The 17,540-nt window shown below is 61.0% G+C and carries 19 protein-coding genes; 8 read left to right on the forward strand and 11 right to left on the reverse strand.

Annotated features, from left to right (window positions below):
- Positions 1-15 precede the first annotated feature (15 nt).
- The gene (locus tag PPRO_RS12595) at positions 16-1,068 is read left to right on the forward strand and encodes a 3-deoxy-7-phosphoheptulonate synthase (RefSeq protein ID WP_011736409.1); all 1,053 of its coding nucleotides are present in this window, start codon (positions 16-18) and stop codon (positions 1,066-1,068) included.
- A 57-nt stretch (positions 1,069-1,125) separates the two neighbouring features.
- On the opposite strand, the gene sppA is transcribed toward PPRO_RS12595, so the two are convergent.
- The gene (sppA, locus tag PPRO_RS12600; protein ID WP_011736410.1) at positions 1,126-2,013 is read right to left on the reverse strand and encodes a signal peptide peptidase SppA; all 888 of its coding nucleotides are present in this window, start codon (positions 2,011-2,013) and stop codon (positions 1,126-1,128) included.
- Positions 2,014-2,079: 66 nt separating this feature from the next.
- On the opposite strand from sppA, the gene PPRO_RS12605 reads away from it, so the two are divergent.
- Complete coding sequence (locus tag PPRO_RS12605) at positions 2,080-2,538, forward strand: YfcE family phosphodiesterase (protein ID WP_198138272.1); 459 nt, start codon at positions 2,080-2,082, stop codon at positions 2,536-2,538.
- An 84-nt stretch (positions 2,539-2,622) separates the two neighbouring features.
- Here PPRO_RS12605 and pssA read toward each other — a convergent pair whose 3' ends face one another.
- The 7 genes from pssA to ilvD form a co-directional block, all read right to left on the reverse strand.
- Positions 2,623-3,438: a CDP-diacylglycerol--serine O-phosphatidyltransferase gene (pssA, locus tag PPRO_RS12610; protein WP_011736412.1), complete on the reverse strand. Its 816-nt coding sequence runs from the start codon at positions 3,436-3,438 to the stop codon at positions 2,623-2,625.
- 16 nt (positions 3,439-3,454) lie between these two features.
- Positions 3,455-4,117, reverse strand: coding sequence for a phosphatidylserine decarboxylase family protein (locus PPRO_RS12615; protein ID WP_011736413.1), 663 nt, complete (start codon positions 4,115-4,117; stop codon positions 3,455-3,457).
- Between the two features lie 191 nt (positions 4,118-4,308).
- Positions 4,309-5,325, reverse strand: coding sequence for a ketol-acid reductoisomerase (gene ilvC, locus PPRO_RS12620; RefSeq protein ID WP_011736414.1), 1,017 nt, complete (start codon positions 5,323-5,325; stop codon positions 4,309-4,311).
- Between the two features lie 215 nt (positions 5,326-5,540).
- On the reverse strand, positions 5,541-6,038 hold the full coding sequence (ilvN, locus tag PPRO_RS12625) for an acetolactate synthase small subunit (RefSeq protein WP_011736415.1): 498 nt from the start codon (positions 6,036-6,038) through the stop codon (positions 5,541-5,543).
- Positions 6,039-6,079: 41 nt separating this feature from the next.
- Positions 6,080-6,571 carry an acetolactate synthase small subunit gene (gene ilvN, locus PPRO_RS12630; RefSeq protein ID WP_011736416.1) on the reverse strand — a complete coding sequence of 164 codons (492 nt, stop codon included), beginning with the start codon at positions 6,569-6,571 and terminating at the stop codon, positions 6,080-6,082.
- A 46-nt stretch (positions 6,572-6,617) separates the two neighbouring features.
- Positions 6,618-8,318, reverse strand: coding sequence for a biosynthetic-type acetolactate synthase large subunit (ilvB, locus tag PPRO_RS12635; protein ID WP_011736417.1), 1,701 nt, complete (start codon positions 8,316-8,318; stop codon positions 6,618-6,620).
- Between the two features lie 163 nt (positions 8,319-8,481).
- Positions 8,482-10,143 (reverse strand): dihydroxy-acid dehydratase, encoded by a 1,662-nt coding sequence (ilvD, locus tag PPRO_RS12640; protein WP_011736418.1) that lies wholly within the window; start codon positions 10,141-10,143, stop codon positions 8,482-8,484.
- Between the two features lie 319 nt (positions 10,144-10,462).
- On the opposite strand from ilvD, the gene PPRO_RS12645 reads away from it, so the two are divergent.
- Complete coding sequence (locus tag PPRO_RS12645; protein WP_011736419.1) at positions 10,463-12,184, forward strand: thiamine pyrophosphate-binding protein; 1,722 nt, start codon at positions 10,463-10,465, stop codon at positions 12,182-12,184.
- 325 nt (positions 12,185-12,509) lie between these two features.
- The gene (locus PPRO_RS20285) at positions 12,510-13,019 is read left to right on the forward strand and encodes a PEP-CTERM sorting domain-containing protein (protein ID WP_011736420.1); all 510 of its coding nucleotides are present in this window, start codon (positions 12,510-12,512) and stop codon (positions 13,017-13,019) included.
- Between the two features lie 241 nt (positions 13,020-13,260).
- On the opposite strand, the gene PPRO_RS12650 is transcribed toward PPRO_RS20285, so the two are convergent.
- From PPRO_RS12650 to PPRO_RS12660, 3 genes are all read right to left on the reverse strand, one after another.
- Positions 13,261-13,521, reverse strand: coding sequence for a helix-turn-helix domain-containing protein (locus PPRO_RS12650; protein WP_011736421.1), 261 nt, complete (start codon positions 13,519-13,521; stop codon positions 13,261-13,263).
- A gap of 136 nt (positions 13,522-13,657) precedes the next feature.
- Positions 13,658-14,188 carry an REP-associated tyrosine transposase gene (locus PPRO_RS12655; protein ID WP_011736422.1) on the reverse strand — a complete coding sequence of 177 codons (531 nt, stop codon included), beginning with the start codon at positions 14,186-14,188 and terminating at the stop codon, positions 13,658-13,660.
- 23 nt (positions 14,189-14,211) lie between these two features.
- Entirely contained in the window at positions 14,212-14,736 is a 525-nt protein-coding gene (locus tag PPRO_RS12660) for an NUDIX domain-containing protein (protein ID WP_041532314.1), read from the reverse strand.
- Between the two features lie 191 nt (positions 14,737-14,927).
- Here PPRO_RS12660 and PPRO_RS12665 point away from each other — a divergent pair, with 191 nt between their 5' ends.
- The 4 genes from PPRO_RS12665 to PPRO_RS12680 all read left to right on the forward strand — a co-directional run bounded on the left by PPRO_RS12665 (position 14,928) and on the right by PPRO_RS12680 (position 17,440).
- Entirely contained in the window at positions 14,928-15,731 is an 804-nt protein-coding gene (locus PPRO_RS12665) for a DNA/RNA non-specific endonuclease (RefSeq protein WP_011736424.1), read from the forward strand.
- Positions 15,728-15,985, forward strand: coding sequence for a hypothetical protein (locus PPRO_RS12670; RefSeq protein ID WP_011736425.1), 258 nt, complete (start codon positions 15,728-15,730; stop codon positions 15,983-15,985). The genes PPRO_RS12665 and PPRO_RS12670 overlap by 4 nt, the downstream gene beginning before the upstream one ends.
- Complete coding sequence (locus tag PPRO_RS12675) at positions 15,978-16,223, forward strand: YheU family protein (RefSeq protein WP_011736426.1); 246 nt, start codon at positions 15,978-15,980, stop codon at positions 16,221-16,223. Before PPRO_RS12670 ends, PPRO_RS12675 begins: the two co-directional genes overlap by 8 nt.
- 86 nt (positions 16,224-16,309) lie before the next feature.
- Positions 16,310-17,440, forward strand: coding sequence for a M20/M25/M40 family metallo-hydrolase (locus tag PPRO_RS12680; protein WP_011736427.1), 1,131 nt, complete (start codon positions 16,310-16,312; stop codon positions 17,438-17,440).
- The last annotated feature ends 100 nt before the right edge of the window (positions 17,441-17,540 follow it).

Genomic DNA, 17,540 nt, shown 5'->3' on the forward strand with positions numbered 1-17,540 from the left:
AACGGACCATGAACCATGATCAAAACCAACAACCTGAATGTCTCCGCAATCACCCCCATCATCGCCCCGGCCGAACTGCGCCAGGTCTTCCCTCTTTCGGCAAAGGACAGGGATTTCGTCAGCAGGAGCCGCGGCCAGATCAAGGATATCCTTCAGCGTAACGACCGGCGCCTGATGGTGGTTGTGGGCCCCTGTTCGATCCACGATACCGAGGCAGCCAAGGAGTATGCCAGGCGACTGGCCGACCTCTCCCGGCGGGTGAGCGACCAGTTGCTGCTGGTCATGCGGGTCTACTTCGAAAAGCCGCGCACCACCATTGGTTGGAAAGGGCTGATCAACGACCCGGACATGAACCACACCCACCTGATTTCCAAGGGGCTGGGCATTGCCCGCGGCCTTTTGGGCTGGATAACCGCCCTGGAGGTGCCGGTGGCCAACGAGATGCTCGACCCGATCACGCCCGAGTACGTTGCCGACATGATCAGCTGGGGCGCCATCGGAGCCCGCACCACCGAATCCCAGACCCATCGCGAGATGGCCAGCGGCCTCTCCTTTCCGGTGGGGTTCAAGAACGGAACCGACGGCAACCTGCAGATCGCCATGGACGCCATGAAGGCAGCCCAGCACCCCCACAGCTTCCTTGGCATCAACCGCGAGGGGCGCACCTCCATCATCCAGACCACCGGAAACCCGGATGTGCACATCGTCCTGCGCGGCGGTAGCCGCAAATCCAACTACCATGCCGAAGACATCAGACTCGTGGAGGAGTGCCTGGAGAAAAACCAGCTCTTCCCCACCATCATGGTGGACTGCAGCCACGGCAACTCCAACAAGGATTACCAGAGGCAGGCCTTGGTGCTGGATGACATCGTCCAGCAGGTCGTGGACGGCAACAACTCCATCTCGGGGGTCATGCTGGAGAGCTTCCTCTCAGCCGGCAACCAGAAGATACCGACGGACACCAGCCAGCTCAAGTACGGCGTTTCCATCACCGACGCCTGCATCGACTGGGAGACCACCGAGCGCATCCTCTTGGACGCCCATGCCAAACTGAAAGAGAGACGGTGAGGGACAAAGGGTTAGGCGTCAGAGGTAAGGGGTAAGGAGCAGGCCTCCCTCACTTCCTCACTCCCTCCCGTACATCAGCAGCATGCCCCCGCTGGCCCTTCCCAGGGCCTTCTCCAGCGCCCCTTCGGTCCCATCGGCCAGCAGATCCCAGTAGTTCACCTTCTTCCGGGGGGGAAGCACCACCTCCGGCTCACCCTCAATGCCGGACAGCCTCCCTGCCTCCTCGATGGCATCCTGCAACGTTCCCAGGCGGTCCACCAGTTTCAGGGCCAGAGCCTGTTCGCCGGAGAGGATGCGGCCGTCGGCGATCCTGCGCACCTGCTGGACAGGCAGCTTGCGGCCGCTGGCCACCGCCCGGACAAACTGTTCATGCGTGCTGTCGATCACGGACTGCAGCATGGCCCGGTCATCTTCAGACAGCTTGCGCAGCGGAGAACCGGAGTCCTTGTACTTGCCGGTCTTCAGGGTGTGGGACTTGATGCCGATCCTGTCCATCAGCGTCTCGATGTTGGAGAGTTTCAGGATCACCCCGATACTGGCCGTGAGGGTGCCGGGGTTGGCATAGATCAGCGTGGCCGGGGCAGAGACGTAGTAGCCGCCCGAGGCGGCCAGGCTCCCCATGGAAACGATAATCTTCTTCCGGGCCGCGAACTTCCTGACTTCTTCACATATCTCCTGGGAGGGGGCCACCACGCCGCCAGGCGAGTCAACCCGCAGCACCACCGCCCTGATCTCGTCCTGCTTGAGGAAATAGCGCAACTGCCTGACGGTTTCCCGGGAGTCGAGAATCATCCCTCTGACTTCCACCAGCCCTACCCCCCGGTTCCCGGCGATCTTCACATCGGCATCACCCAAGAGAACCCTGGCGATCAGCATCGAAACAACGAAGAGCCCCCCCAGGACGATGACAACCGCGGAGATGATCATCAGCATTTTTTTTGACATGTCACGACCCGCTTTTTATTTTCATTAAAAGATGCGATTTGCTACACTGGCGCCATGAAGATCTTGGTGACATCCGATAGCCACGGTAACTACCCGCTCCTGTTCCGGGCCAGCGACGCGGCCGCTCCCCTGGATGCGGTCATCCACCTGGGTGACGGAGGCGAAGACGCAGAGTTGCTCAACCAGGCAACCGGTATCCAGGTCATCGCCATAGCCGGCAACTGCGATTACCATCCCTCCGTGCCGCGGGAACTGCTCTGGGAGTGCGCCGGGATCCGCTTCCTGCTGACCCACGGTGACCGCTATGGCGTCAAGAGGGATCTGAACCTGCTGGAAAAGCGCGCGCTCCAATTGGAAGCGAACGTGGTGCTGTACGGCCACAGCCACCAAGCCGCCATCTCCACTCGCTCGGAGATCCTGTTCGTCAATCCCGGCACCCTGATCAAGGGCACCAGCCGCACCAGCTATGCGACCCTGGAAATCGGCCCCAACGGCCTGAAGCCGCTCCTGCACGACATCAGTTGATACCATGCCTGCACGAGAAAAGGCGGGAAAAAACACGCCCGCCCAACCTCTCCGCATCGACAACCTTCCCCCGGCGCACCAGCCTCACTGGCGCAGCGACTCATGCCCCTTGCGCATGGCCTTCTCCAGCCGGCGCCGACGTGGCCAGCCCAGAAGGAAACCGATCGGGCCGGACAGGGTATAGCAGAGCATGATGGCAAAGGTCATCACCACAGGCTCGGCCACCACGATGATCAGCAGGACCACCGCCAGCATCAGGAAGCCGAAGGGTTGGCGCCTGATCAGGGCCGGGTCCTTGAAGGAGTAGTACCTGATATTGGACACCATCAGGAAGGCCAACAGGTAAATCAGGGTAATCAGCCCCACCCGCTTGAACATGGAGGGATTCTGGATAAGTTCCTGGGGAAAACGGTTCAGGTGATGGAACAGGAGCACGGTGGCGGCAACCATGCAGGCGGCCGCAGGTATGGGCAATCCCACAAAACGCTTGCTCTCCACGGTATTCACCTGCACGTTGAAGCGCGCCAAACGCAGCGCTCCGCAGGCGACGAACAGAAATGCCGCCAGCCACCCCAGACGCCCGTAGGGGCGCAGGGCCCAGGAATAGACCATCAGGGCAGGCGTCACGCCAAAGGCGACCACATCGGCCAGTGAGTCGTATTCCACACCGAACTTGCTGGTGGTGCCGGTCAGGCGGGCAACCTTGCCGTCCAGACCATCGCACACGGCGGAGATGAAGATCAGTATGGCAGCCATGTAATAATCGCCGTTCAGGGTGGAAACCAGGCTATAGAATCCGGCAAACATGCTGGCGGTGGTTACCAGGTTGGGGAGGATATAGATCCCCCGTTTGATGCTTTCGGTTGTTTCAATCCGCTCCTGCGGCGTTTCGGGATTCATCCGATCAGTTCTCCCCTCACCCGAGACGTCCCAGTACCGTCTCGCCTGCTATCGTTTTGTCCCCCAGTTTCACCAGAGGCTGCACATCCGGCGGCAGGTACACATCCAGTCGCGAGCCGAAACGGATCAGTCCGTAGCGCTTCCCCCGTTCCAGCATCTCCCCGTTGCGGGCATAGCAGACAATGCGCCGCGCGATCAGGCCGGCCACCTGCACGAACGCCATGCGCAGGCCGGAAACGGTCTCCAGCACGATGGTGCTGCGCTCGTTCTCGCAGGAGGAGCGGCTGTCGCGCACATCGAAGAACTTGCCCGGAGTATGGGTCAGTTCCACGACCCTGCCGGAAAAGGGAACCCGGTTGACATGGACGTTGAAGACCGACATGAAGATGCTGATTTTGAGCGCCTCATGGCCCAGGGGGGTCACGGGAACCCGGTCGACGACGATCACGGTGCCATCGGCGGGAGCAACCACGGCCCGCTCGTCGGCAGGCGGCGTCCGCTGGGGATTGCGAAAAAAGTAGAGACTGAACAGGGTCAGGAGCGCAAAGAGGGCGGAGAAGCCGTACAGGATGGCCGAGCAGAGTTTCCCCGCTGAAAGCGCGGTCAGGAGTGTCAGTGCGGCAAAGCCTGCTATGAAAGGGAAGCCTTCGAAGGCGATGGGGGTGTTCTGGTTTTTCATCAGACCTGCCTGAGATCCGAATTCGTGACACCGAGCGGGGCCATCCGCTCCACCCGGCTAGATTGTCACCGGCGGCTTTGGATGCAAGGCATTACGCCCGCTTCCGTCATCCAGGCGTCACTGATTCAGCCAAAAAAGAATAACACCCCTCTCCCGTGGGAAGAGGGGTGTTGGAGCAACGGAAACGCGAGCTAGTTCTTCGCCTTGTCGACAATCTTGTTCTTGCCGATCCAGGGCATCATGGCGCGCAGACGTGCGCCCACTTCCTCGATCTGGTGTTCGCTGCCGCGGCGGCGCAGGGCATTGAAGGTCGGCTTGTTGGCCTTGTTCTCCAGCATCCACTCCTTGCAGAACTCACCGGTCTGGATCTCGTCCAGGATCTTCTTCATCTCCCACTTGGTCTCTTCGTTGACCACGCGCGGTCCGCGGGTCAGGTCGCCGTACTCGGCGGTATTGGAGACAGAGTAGCGCATGTTGGCGATGCCGCCCTCGTAGATCAGGTCGACGATCAGCTTGGTCTCGTGCAGACACTCGAAATAGGCCATCTCAGGGGCATAGCCGGCTTCCACCAGTGTCTCGAAACCGGCCTGGATCAGGGCGGAGATGCCGCCGCAGAGCACGGCCTGCTCGCCGAACAGGTCGGTCTCGGTCTCCTCGCGGAAGTTGGTTTCGATGATCCCGGAACGGCCGCCGCCGACCGCGGAGGCATAGGCCAGGGCGATCTCCTTGGTCTTGCCAGAGGGATCCTGGTGGATGGCTACCAGACAGGGAACGCCGCCCCCCCTGGTGTATTCGTGGCGTACCATGTGGCCCGGTCCCTTGGGGGCGACCATGAAGACGTTGATATCGGCACGGGGCTCGATCTGGCCGAAGTGAATGTTGAAGCCATGGCCGAAGGCGATGGTGGCTCCTTCCTTCAGGTTCGGGCCGATCTCGGCGCGATACACGTCACCCTGGGTCTCGTCAGGCAGCAGAATCATCACGATATCTGCGGCTTTGGCCGCCTCGGCCACGCCGAGGACCTTCAGGCCGGCATCGGTAGCCTTCTTGACGGAAGGGGATTCCTTTCTGAGACCTACGATCACATCAATGCCGGAATCGTTAAGATTCAGGGCATGGGCATGCCCCTGCGAACCATAACCGATGATGGCTACCGTCTTGTTTTTCAATACCGCCAGATTGCAATCCTTGTCGTAATAGACTTTCATTCTGTCACATCCTCCCTGCAGATTATCCGGAAAACCGGTTCAACCTATTGATTTAAAGAAGAATGAAAGTACTACATCAACCGGAAGCTGTCAATGTAAATAGCAATAACACGGGGATGGCACATACTATTGCCGTATCAGGGGGAGTTGTTTCGGGAAGAGGTGCGGACCAGAAATGCCGCGACCGGATGAACACGAGGGCTTCGACTTTCCAGTTATCCCTTCCACCCCCTGGCCCCCCGGCCGATGGCCGTGGTGCCGCTGCGGACCAGTTCCCTGATCCCCAGGGGACGCAGCATGTCCAGGATGGCGTTGATCTTTGAGGGGGCGCCCGTAACCTCGATGGTGTAGGAAAGGGGGGTGACATCGATGATCTTGGCCAGGAAGATAGTGGCGATGCGCAGCACCTCGGCGCGGTTCTCGTCCTTGGCGGTCACCTTGACCAGGGCCAGTTCCCGCTCGATTCCACTGGACTCCGTGAAATCGACCACCTTGAGTACGTCCACCAGCTTGTTGAGCTGCTTGGTAATCTGCTCAAGCACATTCTCGTCGCCATGGGTGACGATGGTGATGCGGGAGAGCCCCTCCTCGTTGGTTGGGGCCACGTTCAGGGAGTCGATATTGAAGCCGCGGCCGGAGAAGAGCGCTGCCACTCGCGCCAGGACGCCGAATTCGTTTTCAACCAGCACGGAAATGGTATGGGTATGTCGCATGTCGCACTCTCTCCGGGTGTCTGTTGAAGGGGCGGCGCGCCCTAGCCTGCCCATCCCTTTGCACCGCGGCCGATGGTGATGGCGCCGGTGCGCACCAACTCCTTCACCCCCAGGGGACGCAGCAGTTCGATAATGGCGTCGATCTTGTTGGGATTGCCGGTTGCCTCGATGGTGTAGGAACGGGAGGTGACGTCGATGATCTTGGCGCGGAAGATATCCACGATGCGCAGCACCTCGGCTCGGCTCTCGTCCTCGGCGGTCACCTTGATCAGGGCCATCTCCCGCTCGATGCCGCTGCCGTCGCTGAAGTCGATGACCTTGACGACGTCGATCAGTTTGTTGAGCTGCTTGGTGATCTGCTCGAGCACGCTCTCGTCGCCATGGGTGACGATGGTGATACGGGAGATGCCCTCCTCGTTGGTGGGGGCACCGATAAACGAGTCGATGTTGAAGCCTCTGCTGGAAAAGAGCGACGCCACACGGGAGACAACGCCAAACTCGTTTTCGACCAGGACGGAAATAGTATGTCGCATGGGATACGCCTCGACGGAAAAAAAGTGAAGGGGAGAAACGGTGAGCTTACGCGTTCAGCAGCATCTCGTTCAACGACGCCCCGGAGGGGACCATGGGGAGCACCTTCTCCTCCCGTGCCACCCTGAACTCCATGATCACCGGACCTGGTTCGGCAAAGCCCTGGCGGATGACCGTCTCCACCTCGGACGGTTTTGAGGCCACGAACCCCTTGGCGCCGTAGGCGTCGGCCAGCTTGATGTAGTCGATGGGCAGCTCCAGACAGGATTGGGAGTAGCGCTTGTCGAAGAACATCTCCTGCCACTGGCGCACCATGCCGAGGAAGTTGTTGTTGATGATCACGATCTTCACCGGCAGCCGGTTCTGCACCAGGGTGGCCATCTCCTGGATGTTCATCTGAATGCCACCGTCGCCGCAGATGGCGATCACCTGGCGTCCCGGGAACGCTGCCTGGGCCCCCATGGCCGCCGGCAGGCCGAACCCCATGGTGCCCAACCCGCCGGAGGTCAGCAGGGTGCGTGGGCCGGTGAAGCTGAAGAACTGGGCCGTCCACATCTGGTGCTGCCCCACGTCGGTGGAGACGATGGCGTCCCGGTCGGACAGCTCGCGCAACTTCTGGATTACGAACTGCGGCTTGATCACCGCCGAGCTCCTGGTGAATGACACCGGATGTTTCTCTTTCCAGCCGGCGATCTGTTCGTGCCAGGGGGCCAGGGACTCCCGGTAGGCGGCCTGATCTCCCTCGGACTTTTCCACCTTCTTGATCATCTTGGTCAGCACGTCGCGCACATCTCCCACGATAGGGAGATCGACCCGCACGTTCTTCCTGATGGAAGTGGGGTCCACGTCGATGTGGATGATCTTGGCGTGGGGGGCAAAGGTATCCACCTTGCCGGTCACCCGGTCGTCGAAACGGGCGCCGACGGCCACGATCAGGTCGCTGTGGGTCATGGCCATGTTGGCGCAGTAGGCGCCGTGCATCCCCAGCATGCCCAGGGAATTGACGTCGTCCCCCGGAAAGGCGCCCAACCCCATCAGGGTGGTGGTGACCGGAATGGAAAGCAGGCGGGACAGGGCGGTCAACTCCGGGGCTGCATTGCTCAGGATCACCCCGCCGCCCACGTACATCACCGGACGATGGGAAGCCAAAAGCATGCTCACCGCCTTGGACACCTGGCGGGGGTGGCCACCGGTGGTCGGCTTGTAGCTGCGCAGTTCCACGCTCTCCGGGTAGCAGAATTCGGTCTTGGCGATCTGCACGTCCTTGGGCAGGTCCACCAACACGGGACCGGGACGACCGGTGCGTGCGATGTAGAAGGCCTTCTTGATGATCGGGGCGATATCATTCACGTCCTTGACCAGGAAATTGTGCTTGGTACAGGAACGGGTGATACCGACGATATCCACCTCCTGGAAGGCATCGTTGCCGATCAGGGCCGTGGGCACCTGACCGGTGATGATCACCATGGGAATGGAATCCATGTAGGCCGTTGCGATGCCGGTGACCGTGTTGGTTGCCCCCGGTCCGGAGGTGGCGATGGCCACACCCACCTTGCCGGTTGCCCGGGCATAGCCGTCGGCCGCATGGGTGCCGGCCTGCTCGTGCCGCGGCATGATGTGGCGGATCTCTTTACAACCGAAGAGTTCGTCGTAGACATTGAGAACCGTGCCACCAGGGTAGCCGAAGACCGTGTCGACCCCTTCCTTCATGAGGCACTCCAGCAGGATACGCGCGCCGTTCATTTTCATACCATCACTCCATCCGCAAACATGAACCGGGAAAATGTACATAGCCACAGAGGGCACAGAGTTCTCTGGGAAAAACGTGTCTGACACCAGAGCAACATCATTTCAGGGATCAGGAAATGACAAAATCACCAGATTCCAAATCGATTCTGTTTTTTACCTGACACTACTCCGCCGTAGTCACCGCGCCGGTGTGGGCCGAGGTAACCACCTTGGCGTAGCGGGCCAGCCACCCCTTGGCAATCTTGGGGGGAGGAGCCACCCAGGTAGCTGCGCGTGCCTGCAGCACAGCCTCATCAACCAGCAGCTCCAGCCTGCGAGCCGGGATATCCAGGGAGATGCGGTCGCCGTCCTGGATCAGGCCGATGGGGCCGCCCTGGGCCGCCTCGGGGGAGATGTGGCCGATGCAGGGACCACGGGTGCCGCCGGAGAAACGGCCGTCGGTGATCAGGGCAACCGAGTCCCCCAAACCAAGCCCCATCAGGGCGGCGGTGGGAGCCAGCATCTCGCGCATGCCGGGGCCACCCTTGGGCCCCTCGTAGCGGATCACCACCACATTACCGGCAACGATTTCCCCTTCCATCAGGGCGGCCATGGCCAGCTCCTCGGAGTCGAAGCAGCGCGCCGTCCCCTCGAATTTCATCATCTTGTCCGACACGCCGGACTGCTTGACCACCGCCCCCTTGGGCGCGATGTTGCCGAACAGGACCGCGATGCCCCCCTCCTTCTTCACCGGGTTAGTAAGCGGACGGATCACCGTCTCGTCCACGTTCTCCACGCTGGCTGCCAGCTGCCTGGTGGTCAGGCCGAACAGGGTCTGCGTATCCTTGATCTTGTCGCCCAGCTGCTTCATGACGCCGCTGACGCCGCCGGCCACGTCCAGGTCCTCCATGAAGTGCTCGCCGGCCGGGTTCATGGATGCCAGTTGGGGGGTCTCCTTGGCCAGGATGTCGAAGGTCTCCAGCGGCAGCTCAACCCCTGCTTCGTTGGCGATGGCCAGCAGGTGCAGCACGGTGTTGGAGGAGCCGCCCAGGGCCAGGTCCACCCGGATGGCGTTCTCGAAGGCCTCGCGGGTCAGGATGCTGCGCGGGGTGATGTTGTTCTGCACCAGCTCCACGATCTTCTCCCCCGAGGCAAAGGCGATGCGCCGTTTCAGCGCCGACACCGCCAGGGCCGTGCCGCAGCGCGGCAGGCTCATGCCCATGGTCTCGGTCAGGATGGCCATGGTGTTGGCGGTGAACAGCCCCTGGCAGGAGCCGATGCCAGGGCAGGCGTTCTCCTCGCAGACCATCAGTTCCCTCTCACTGATCACGCCGGCCTTGTAGCGGGCCATGGCCTCGAAGGTATCGGTGACAAAGGAGAATTTGCGCCCTTCCTGGCCGCGGCCGCTCATCATGGGACCGGCGGTGACCACGATGCAGGGGATATCCAGCCGGGCGGCGGCCATGAGCATGCCGGGGGTGATCTTGTCGCAGTTGGTCAGCAGCACCAGCCCGTCCAGGCGGTGGGCTTCGGCCACCGACTCCACCATGTCGGCGATAAGCTCGCGGGTCGGCAGGGAGTAGTGCATCCCCTTGTGCCCCATGGCGATGCCGTCGCACACGCCGGGCAGGCCGAAGAAGAAGGCGTGGCCGCCGCCGGTGTGGACCCCCTTCTCGATGAAGCGCTCCAGGTCGCGCATGCCCACGTGCCCGGGAATCAGGTCGGTAAAGCTGGTGGCCACGCCGATGAACGGCTTGTCCATCTGACTCTGTGGGACACCGCTACCCTTCAGCAGGGCGCGGTGCGGAGTGCGTTCAAACCCTTGTGTAATCGTATCGCTTCTCATGGTTCAGCCCCTTCTTGGTTATGAATAATATTGTGCGCGGATTGCCGCAAAGCCGTTGGATACACGGCGAGCAAGTGTCAGAAGATACTATATGAGTCAAAAGGGTGTCAACCGCGAAAGAGCCGCAAGAAGCGGCGCTCCGCGGCGTCGGGAGTCTCACCCGGCCGCTGGCGTCCAATTTTATCATGGCAGGCAAGAAGATTAGCCCCGTATCACCCAAATGTGCTACCATGCCGCAGCATCCCTTCCGTCATGATTTGTGCGTCGGAAGGATGGAAACGTCGGAAAACGCATTTGAGCTGGCAAGGAGAACTAAGTAATGGCACTGACGGTAAGCGATCTGATCGTGGAGTATCTGGAGCAGTTTGGCGTGGAGTACGTATTCGGCGTCCCGGGCAGCCCGTTGGGGCCGCTGTTCGACGCCCTGGTGTGCAGCGAGAAACGGGGCGGCCCGCGGCTTGTGCTGGCCCGCCACGAGGCGGGAGCGGCGTTCATGGCCGACGGCTATGCCCGGGAGAGCGGAAGGATCGGCGTCTGCTGCTCCACCACCGGGCCGGGCGCCACCAACCTGATCACCGGCGTGGCCGGCGCTTATGCCGAGCAGGTGCCCATGCTGGTGCTCTCCTCCCAGACCAGGGTGACCGATTTCAGCTTCGGCTGTTTCCAGGACTCTTCCCGGGACGGCGTGGACATCATGAGCATGTTCGCCTGCTGCACCCGCTACAACTCCCTGGTGTCACACCCCAACCAGTTGGAGAAGAAGCTGGCCTCGGCCCTGACCACGGCGTTGGGCAGCCCCCGGGGACCGGCCCACCTGAGCATCCCCATCGACATCTTCGGCGCCGATGCCAGTGGTCCAGCCTCTTATCCCGGACTGCACTCCCTGGTGAGCGCCGAGGAAAGCACCGTCGACGGCGCGGCTCTGGAGCGGTTGATGAATGAGATCACCACCGTACGGAGCACTTCCGGCCGGATCGTCCTGCTGGCAGGGGCCAACGCCATCAGCGCAGGCGACCTGATCACACGCTTCGCCGAACTGACCGGGGCCAAGATCATCACCACCCCGCGGGGAAAACCGGCCATCAACCCCTATCATCCCTTGGCGCGCGGCGTGTTCGGTGTTTCCGGGCACAGTTCGGCCCGCCAGACACTGGCGGAGGATAACGTCCAGCTGATCTTGGCCGTGGGGAGCAACCTGGGGGAATGGGAGACCAGCAAATGGGACCCAATCCTGATGAACGATTGCATGGTGCACATCGACAGCGACCGCCAGAACTTCACCCGCTCCCCCATGGCCAGACTGCACCTCTACGGGGGGATTCATGCCATCTTCGAACAGTTGAACCGCCGACTGGAGCAACATGACGGCTCGGCCGTCTCCCGTTCCAAAGGGTCCGCTGAAACCGCTCCCGCGACGAGCGCCTATGTGCCGGCGGGAATCAGCGTGCGCAACGCCGACTGCTGCGCTCCTCCTGCCAGCGGCCAGCTGCTCAAGGCGCCCCAGGTGTACGTGGAGCTAATCCAGCGCCTGCCGCGGGAGAGCCGTTTCTTCATCGACAACAGCAACAGCGTGCCCTGGTCCATCCACTACTTCTTCCACCAGCGACCGGAGGCGCTGCACTACTCCATCGAATTCGCCACCATGGCCTGGGCCGTGGGCGCCGCGGTGGGAGGAGCATTCGCCAATCAAAAGGCGCCGTCAGTCTGCATCGCCGGCGACGGTTGCTATCTGATGAGCGGCCAGGAGATAACCGTGGCGGTGGAGCGGCGCCTGCCGGTGATCTTCGCGGTGCTGAACGACCAGGCCTACGGCCTGATCAGGCACGGCCACCGGACCCACGGCAGGGAGGCGGTGGATTTCAGCATTCCGCCGGTGGATTTCGCCATGATGGCCCGCTCCACCGGCGCCCAGGCCTTCACCATCCGTTCCATCGAGGACTTCGAAACCATCGACTGGCAGAAGCTGGCAACCCACCAGGGGCCGACGCTCTTGGATGTGACCATCGACCCGAAGGAACCGCCGCCACTGGCCATGGCGTAGCTGTCGGTTATCAAGATGAGGGCAAAAAACAGCCCTTGATGAGGATTTTCAACGTTCATCAAGGGCTGTCCCGGCAACCCACGCCACAATATATACAAGCTCAAACCATCAATGCCTTATCCCACAGGCCGTACGCGGGTGATCCCTCCCCTAAGTTTAATTGGCCCACAACACGTACTGTCGATAAGATTTACATATCAGCCTCACTCCATTTCAACCGACACGCATAATGCACTAAAATCAGTCAGTTACCTAAATGGCAATAATTTTGCATGAAATATTTAAAAACGAAACACCAGTATATGACTGAAAAAGGAGAGGGAAAATGAAAAAGATTTGCTTAGTGGTTTTATTTGCATTGTTTTTAGGTGGAATTGCACACGCAACCTCCTACACTTACGTTGGCTCTTATGCCGTTTATGACGGTCCCAATTGGACAAACAACCCATCCGTCTATTCTGCCGTCGAAGCAGCTGCCCTCATATTTGGAGGGACAGCAGCAGATTATGTAACTTCAATAAATTCTAACACCACTGACCCAAACACAATTACATTTACTGCATGGTACGACGGATGGGGTGAACATCAAGGTATGGTTTTTGATGACACCTATAAACTTGACACAGGGAACCCTGGCTATAATGACCCATACGGGGGGCCGTCGCGTTCCGCTTATGTACAGGACGGATTATCCGACACTGATGTATATCGCAACTACGTATGGGAAGTTAATTGTGCCCCCGTTCCCGAACCTGGCACTTTGATGTTGCTTGGTGTTGGCATGGCTGGCCTTGCCCTCTACGGAAAGCGTCGAACAAATAAAAGAAACGCCTGATACAAAATAGCGTCCATAGTTAAGCGAAAAAGGCGTTGCATCTGCAACGCCTTTTTCGCTGTCGACATTTTTTTACACTATCAAGGGCCAACCGTGGGGGGCAGTTCTCGACACGGGGCAAAGTTGCTCCCACGAAACAAACACAGCCCGCCACCGCAACCACGCAAAAAAAGCCGCTCGAATCAACTCTTACGCTGATTCGGGCGGCTTTTTACTTTCCTGGGTTCCTGCGTCTTCCGAACTAATCCTGCCCGTTCTCCCGCAGCCTGGCCAACCGGTGGAAAAGATCGATCACCTCGATCTCATCAGAAAATTCCCTCATCTCGTCCCTCTCGAAGAAGCGGGGGGCGTTTTCGATCAATTCCCCCTTCCAGCGGTCGACCTGACCAACGCTAATTCCGTATTCCCGCGCAAGCTCCGCGCTCCCCTTTTCCCCCGAAAGCGCTGCCAGGGCTACCCTGGCCTTGAATTCAGCCGTATGGCATTCATGGCGCTGTGACATGGTGCATCTCCTTTTAACCTGTGCTCGTTTCAGCAACCATGCACCATTTCACCGCATACCTCTGTGACGCAGAACATAAAAACAGAGATCATTATTTCACGGCCGGCAGCATCGACTCAACCTTACGCTCTTCGATTCAGACAAAGCTTTCCCCGCCCCAGCGATCGATCTCCACCAGCCCCCTCTCCCCGGCATAATCCCGTGCGCTGGAGTAGCGCCACTGTTCGGCGCGCTCCACGTACCCCCGCTTGACCGGGTTGATGTGGATGTAGTCGATGACCTTCCCCATCACCCCCTCCCCGACCGGTTCCTGTTCGACCGGCTGCTGCCAGACGCGGCAGCGCCCCTCAGCGTCACGGGGGAGCCGCTTCAGAAAGCGCTCCAGCCGCTGCTGCTCCAGAAAGGCCAGCATCCGGTCGGAGGTTTCCTCCATGAAACGTTCCAGACAGCTGTCCAGCCGTTCCACCCGGGCCAGGAAGTGCAGGTGTTCTTCCATGATCACGTAGGCGTACAGGCGCAGGCCGCACTGTGCACGCAAAAGGCGCCAGCTGTCGAAGACGATGGCCACCAGCTGGGGCTGGGAGAAGAGCGGCAACAGCTCATGCACCACGCAGGTCAGGTGATGGGTAAGGTTCGGCTCGGTCATGGCGTTGCGACTGGCGTTCATGGGGAATCCTCCGTCTGGTATGTTCAGCTCTCGCTCAGATAGCGCCGCACCGCCCGGCGCAGGGAATCGAAGGCGATGCGATCAAACTCCACGGCGCCGCGCTCGACCCAGACGACATCGGCCAGGTCGTCCGCCGCCTTCACGGGTGGGGGCTGGTCCCAGCGCACCAGGAAGATCTGGTCCAGGGTGTCGTAGACCATGCCGCCATAGGGGTAGCGGTTGGGGAAGGAGAACAGGTAGCGCATCTCCGGAACCTCGATGCCCAGTTCTTCCCGCAGTTCCCGCCGCGCCGCCTCCTCGGCGCTCTCACCGGCATCGGCGAATCCGCCGGGCAGGTCCAGCATGCCGCGCCCCGGTTCATGCTTTCTCACCCCGAAGAGCAGCTTGCCCTGGCACTCCATGATCACCGCCACCGCGGCCGCGATGTTTAGGAAGAGCACGAACCCGCAGCAATCGCAGCGGAAATTCTTGGGGGTGGGCCAGGAGAGGCGTTCGCCGCCGCAGCGGGGACAGAACCTGACCCCCTGATGTTGTGCCTCGTCCACCATGCTCCCGCCTTTCCGGGCTTATCAAGCGCCCTGTGCCGATCAAGCAGGAAAAAACTAGCCCTGCGCCGTCTGGAAGTCAAGCGCCCTCCGCCTTCCCCCACCAGAGCAGACAACAACAAAGAGCGGAAGCCGGGTTGACTCTCAGCTAAGGAATTGATACGGTTCGGGCTTTTTGAGACCAAGGAGGTTTAATGAAAGCACCGACAAAGGCTCTGGCTCTGCTGGCGCTGCTCGTTTCACTGACCATTTCCCCTGCTCTGGCTGGGCAGACAAGCTGCCCCGAACACTTTGCGGATGGCGAGGCCCCGGACCTGATCAACCAGAAACTCGACACAAAGACCCGTGAAGTATGCTATTCCGGTTATGCCATCAAACATTCCGGCATAACCAGGACGCCGCTGTACGCGGCCGAGCACCTGACCCGCCAACGGCTCACCCGGGGCAAGGGGCTGAAACGCCACAACCGTTTCCATGCCGATGAAAACATACCGGAATCGGAACGGGCCGAACTGCGCCACTACGCCCGCTCCGGGTACGACCGCGGCCACGTGGCCCCCTCGGCGGATATGTTCGACACGCAGTCCCAGTACGAGTGCTTTTCACTGGCCAACATGATGCCCCAGATTCCGGAGAACAACCGCGGCCCCTGGGAGGGGATCGAATCCAGCGTGAGGAAGATGGCGCGTGAACGGGGCGACCTGTATGTGGTCACCGGCCCGATCTTCCGGGGAGAGCGGGTGCAGCGCATCGGCGGCGCGGTGCTGGTGCCTAGTAGCATGTTCAAGGCGGTCTACGACCCCACAAGGCAGGAGGCGGGCGCATACCTGATCGACAACAGCGCTGACAGCCAGCCGCAAATCATCTCCATAGCCGAGCTGGAGAAGGTGACCGGCATCAGCATCTTTCCGGCCTTGAAACGCAAGGTCAAGGCCACGCCCATGAACCTGGCCGAGGCCGAGTCGTACCGGGAGCGTAAACAGAGGAGAGGAATATGACCAAGGCACAAACGATTAAACCGTTCGATAACGAGAGCGATTGTCTCCAGATGGGGGATCTGACCATCGAAAACCGGCTGGACAGAGTCTCCCTCTTCGGCAGCCTGGACATCACCCGCGACAGGGAGGGGCTTGCGCTGGCCCGTCTGCTGAAAGAGGTTCTGGACCTGACCCTGCGGGAACTGGAGGGAGCGGAGCTTCCCGCTCGCATCACCCGGGAAGCTGGCGACAGCGTGGAGAATCCCTTTGCATAGCCGGGATGAGGTGACAGGGGAAGAGCCGCTGGAGATCCCCCTGGAGCGCATTTCCCCGGAGACGCTGGCCAGAATGCTGGAGGAGTTCGTGACGCGGGATTGGTGTGAACCGGCCAACGGGGAATACACCCTGGAGCAAAAGGTTGAACAGGTGCTGCGGCAGTTGCGGGACAGACAGGCCATGATCGTCTTCGACCAGGCCTCCGAAACCTGGAACATCATCCCCCGCCAGCCGTGACGCGGCCACCTCCCTTGCCATACCCGGCCGGCTCTGCTATTGTTTCGCCTTTCAGATCCGACGTAAACAAACCAAACATTCCAGCCATGACCAGCATTCCACGACACATCACTCGACAGCGGCTCTTCGCCACATTCATGGAGCTGTGCGCCATCGACTCCGAACCGGGCAGGGAACGACAGATGGCTGATTTCCTGCGGGAACGTCTGACCGGGCTGGGCTGTTCCGTCAGCGAGGACCGGGCCGGGCAGCCGACCAACGGAAACACGGGCAACCTCCATGCCCGCCTGGAGGGAAGCGGGCCGGGCGAGGCGCTCTTTCTCTCCTGCCACCTGGACCGGGTCGCGCCGGGAACGGGGGTCAGGCCGCGCATCCAGGGGGAGTATCTGGTCAGCGACGGCACCACGGTACTGGGCGCGGACGACGGCGCCGGCCTGGCCGCCATCCTGGAGGCGCTGACAACCATCAGGGAACACAGGATCCCCCACCCCACTCTGGAGATCGTCCTGACGGTGGCCGAAGAACTGGCCCTGGCCGGTGTCCGCCATTTCGACATCTCCCGGCTCGAGGCGCGGTCCGGCTTCGTGCTGGACGCGGCCGGCAGGGTCGGCCAGATCGTCGTCCAGGCGCCGGAGAAGGTCAACTTCAGGGCGGTTTTCCACGGCAGAAGCGCCCATGCCGGCTTTAGCCCGGAGCAGGGCATCTCGGCAATCCAGATGGCGGCTCTTGCCATCAGCCGCATGCGGCTCTTGCGCATCGATCCGGAAACCACCGTCAACCTGGGCAGCATATCCGCTCAGGGAGCATCCAACATCGTTCCTGAATTCTGCGAGCTCAGCGGGGAGATTCGCTCCCTGGACCCGGCCAAGGTGCGCGCCCAGCTGGAGGCCATCGAACGGGCCATGGAATCGGCGGCCACCGAACTGGGCGGCAGCACGGAGCTGAGGGTGACGGAGCGCTACCCGGCGTACCAGCTGGCGGAAGAGACAAAAGCGGCCCGTCGCGCCGCCCGGGCCGCCCGACGGATCGGCGCACCGCTCTTGTTCACCTCAACCGGCGGCGGGTCCGATGCCAATATCTTCAACAGCAGGGGCAGGGAGACCGTCGTGCTGAGCTGCGGCTATGAGCACGCCCACACCACCGCGGAGCGCATCTCCCTGGAGCAGCTCTCCCTGCTGGCGGAGTGGGTGCTGGCCCTGATCGTGGACGACGAATGATCGTTGCTTCCCCCCTTCCGCTTGATCAGTTTTCGCAAAACGAGGTTCGCCCCCCACTCACGACGGCGTTAATAACAGCACCGTTCCACTCTCTTCCCGG

Origin of the sequence: Pelobacter propionicus DSM 2379 (genome assembly GCF_000015045.1) — a bacterium.
Lineage (GTDB): Bacteria > Desulfobacterota > Desulfuromonadia > Geobacterales > Pseudopelobacteraceae > Pseudopelobacter > Pseudopelobacter propionicus.

Bases quoted from the DNA above. Each gene is read 5' to 3' on its own strand.
- PPRO_RS12595 (WP_011736409.1), top strand. From the start codon at position 16: ATGATCAAAACCAACAACCTGAATGTCTCCGCAATCACCCCCATCATC.
- sppA (WP_011736410.1), bottom strand. From the start codon at position 2,013: ATGTCAAAAAAAATGCTGATGATCATCTCCGCGGTTGTCATCGTCCTG.
- pssA (WP_011736412.1), bottom strand. From the start codon at position 3,438: ATGAATCCCGAAACGCCGCAGGAGCGGATTGAAACAACCGAAAGCATC.
- PPRO_RS12615 (WP_011736413.1), bottom strand. From the start codon at position 4,117: ATGAAAAACCAGAACACCCCCATCGCCTTCGAAGGCTTCCCTTTCATA.
- ilvC (WP_011736414.1), bottom strand. From the start codon at position 5,325: ATGAAAGTCTATTACGACAAGGATTGCAATCTGGCGGTATTGAAAAAC.
- ilvN (WP_011736415.1), bottom strand. From the start codon at position 6,038: ATGCGACATACCCATACCATTTCCGTGCTGGTTGAAAACGAATTCGGC.
- ilvN (WP_011736416.1), bottom strand. From the start codon at position 6,571: ATGCGACATACTATTTCCGTCCTGGTCGAAAACGAGTTTGGCGTTGTC.
- ilvB (WP_011736417.1), bottom strand. From the start codon at position 8,318: ATGAAAATGAACGGCGCGCGTATCCTGCTGGAGTGCCTCATGAAGGAA.
- ilvD (WP_011736418.1), bottom strand. From the start codon at position 10,143: ATGAGAAGCGATACGATTACACAAGGGTTTGAACGCACTCCGCACCGC.
- PPRO_RS12645 (WP_011736419.1), top strand. From the start codon at position 10,463: ATGGCACTGACGGTAAGCGATCTGATCGTGGAGTATCTGGAGCAGTTT.
- PPRO_RS20285 (WP_011736420.1), top strand. From the start codon at position 12,510: ATGAAAAAGATTTGCTTAGTGGTTTTATTTGCATTGTTTTTAGGTGGA.
- PPRO_RS12650 (WP_011736421.1), bottom strand. From the start codon at position 13,521: ATGTCACAGCGCCATGAATGCCATACGGCTGAATTCAAGGCCAGGGTA.
- PPRO_RS12655 (WP_011736422.1), bottom strand. From the start codon at position 14,188: ATGAACGCCAGTCGCAACGCCATGACCGAGCCGAACCTTACCCATCAC.
- PPRO_RS12660 (WP_041532314.1), bottom strand. From the start codon at position 14,736: ATGGTGGACGAGGCACAACATCAGGGGGTCAGGTTCTGTCCCCGCTGC.
- PPRO_RS12665 (WP_011736424.1), top strand. From the start codon at position 14,928: ATGAAAGCACCGACAAAGGCTCTGGCTCTGCTGGCGCTGCTCGTTTCA.
- PPRO_RS12670 (WP_011736425.1), top strand. From the start codon at position 15,728: ATGACCAAGGCACAAACGATTAAACCGTTCGATAACGAGAGCGATTGT.
- PPRO_RS12680 (WP_011736427.1), top strand. From the start codon at position 16,310: ATGACCAGCATTCCACGACACATCACTCGACAGCGGCTCTTCGCCACA.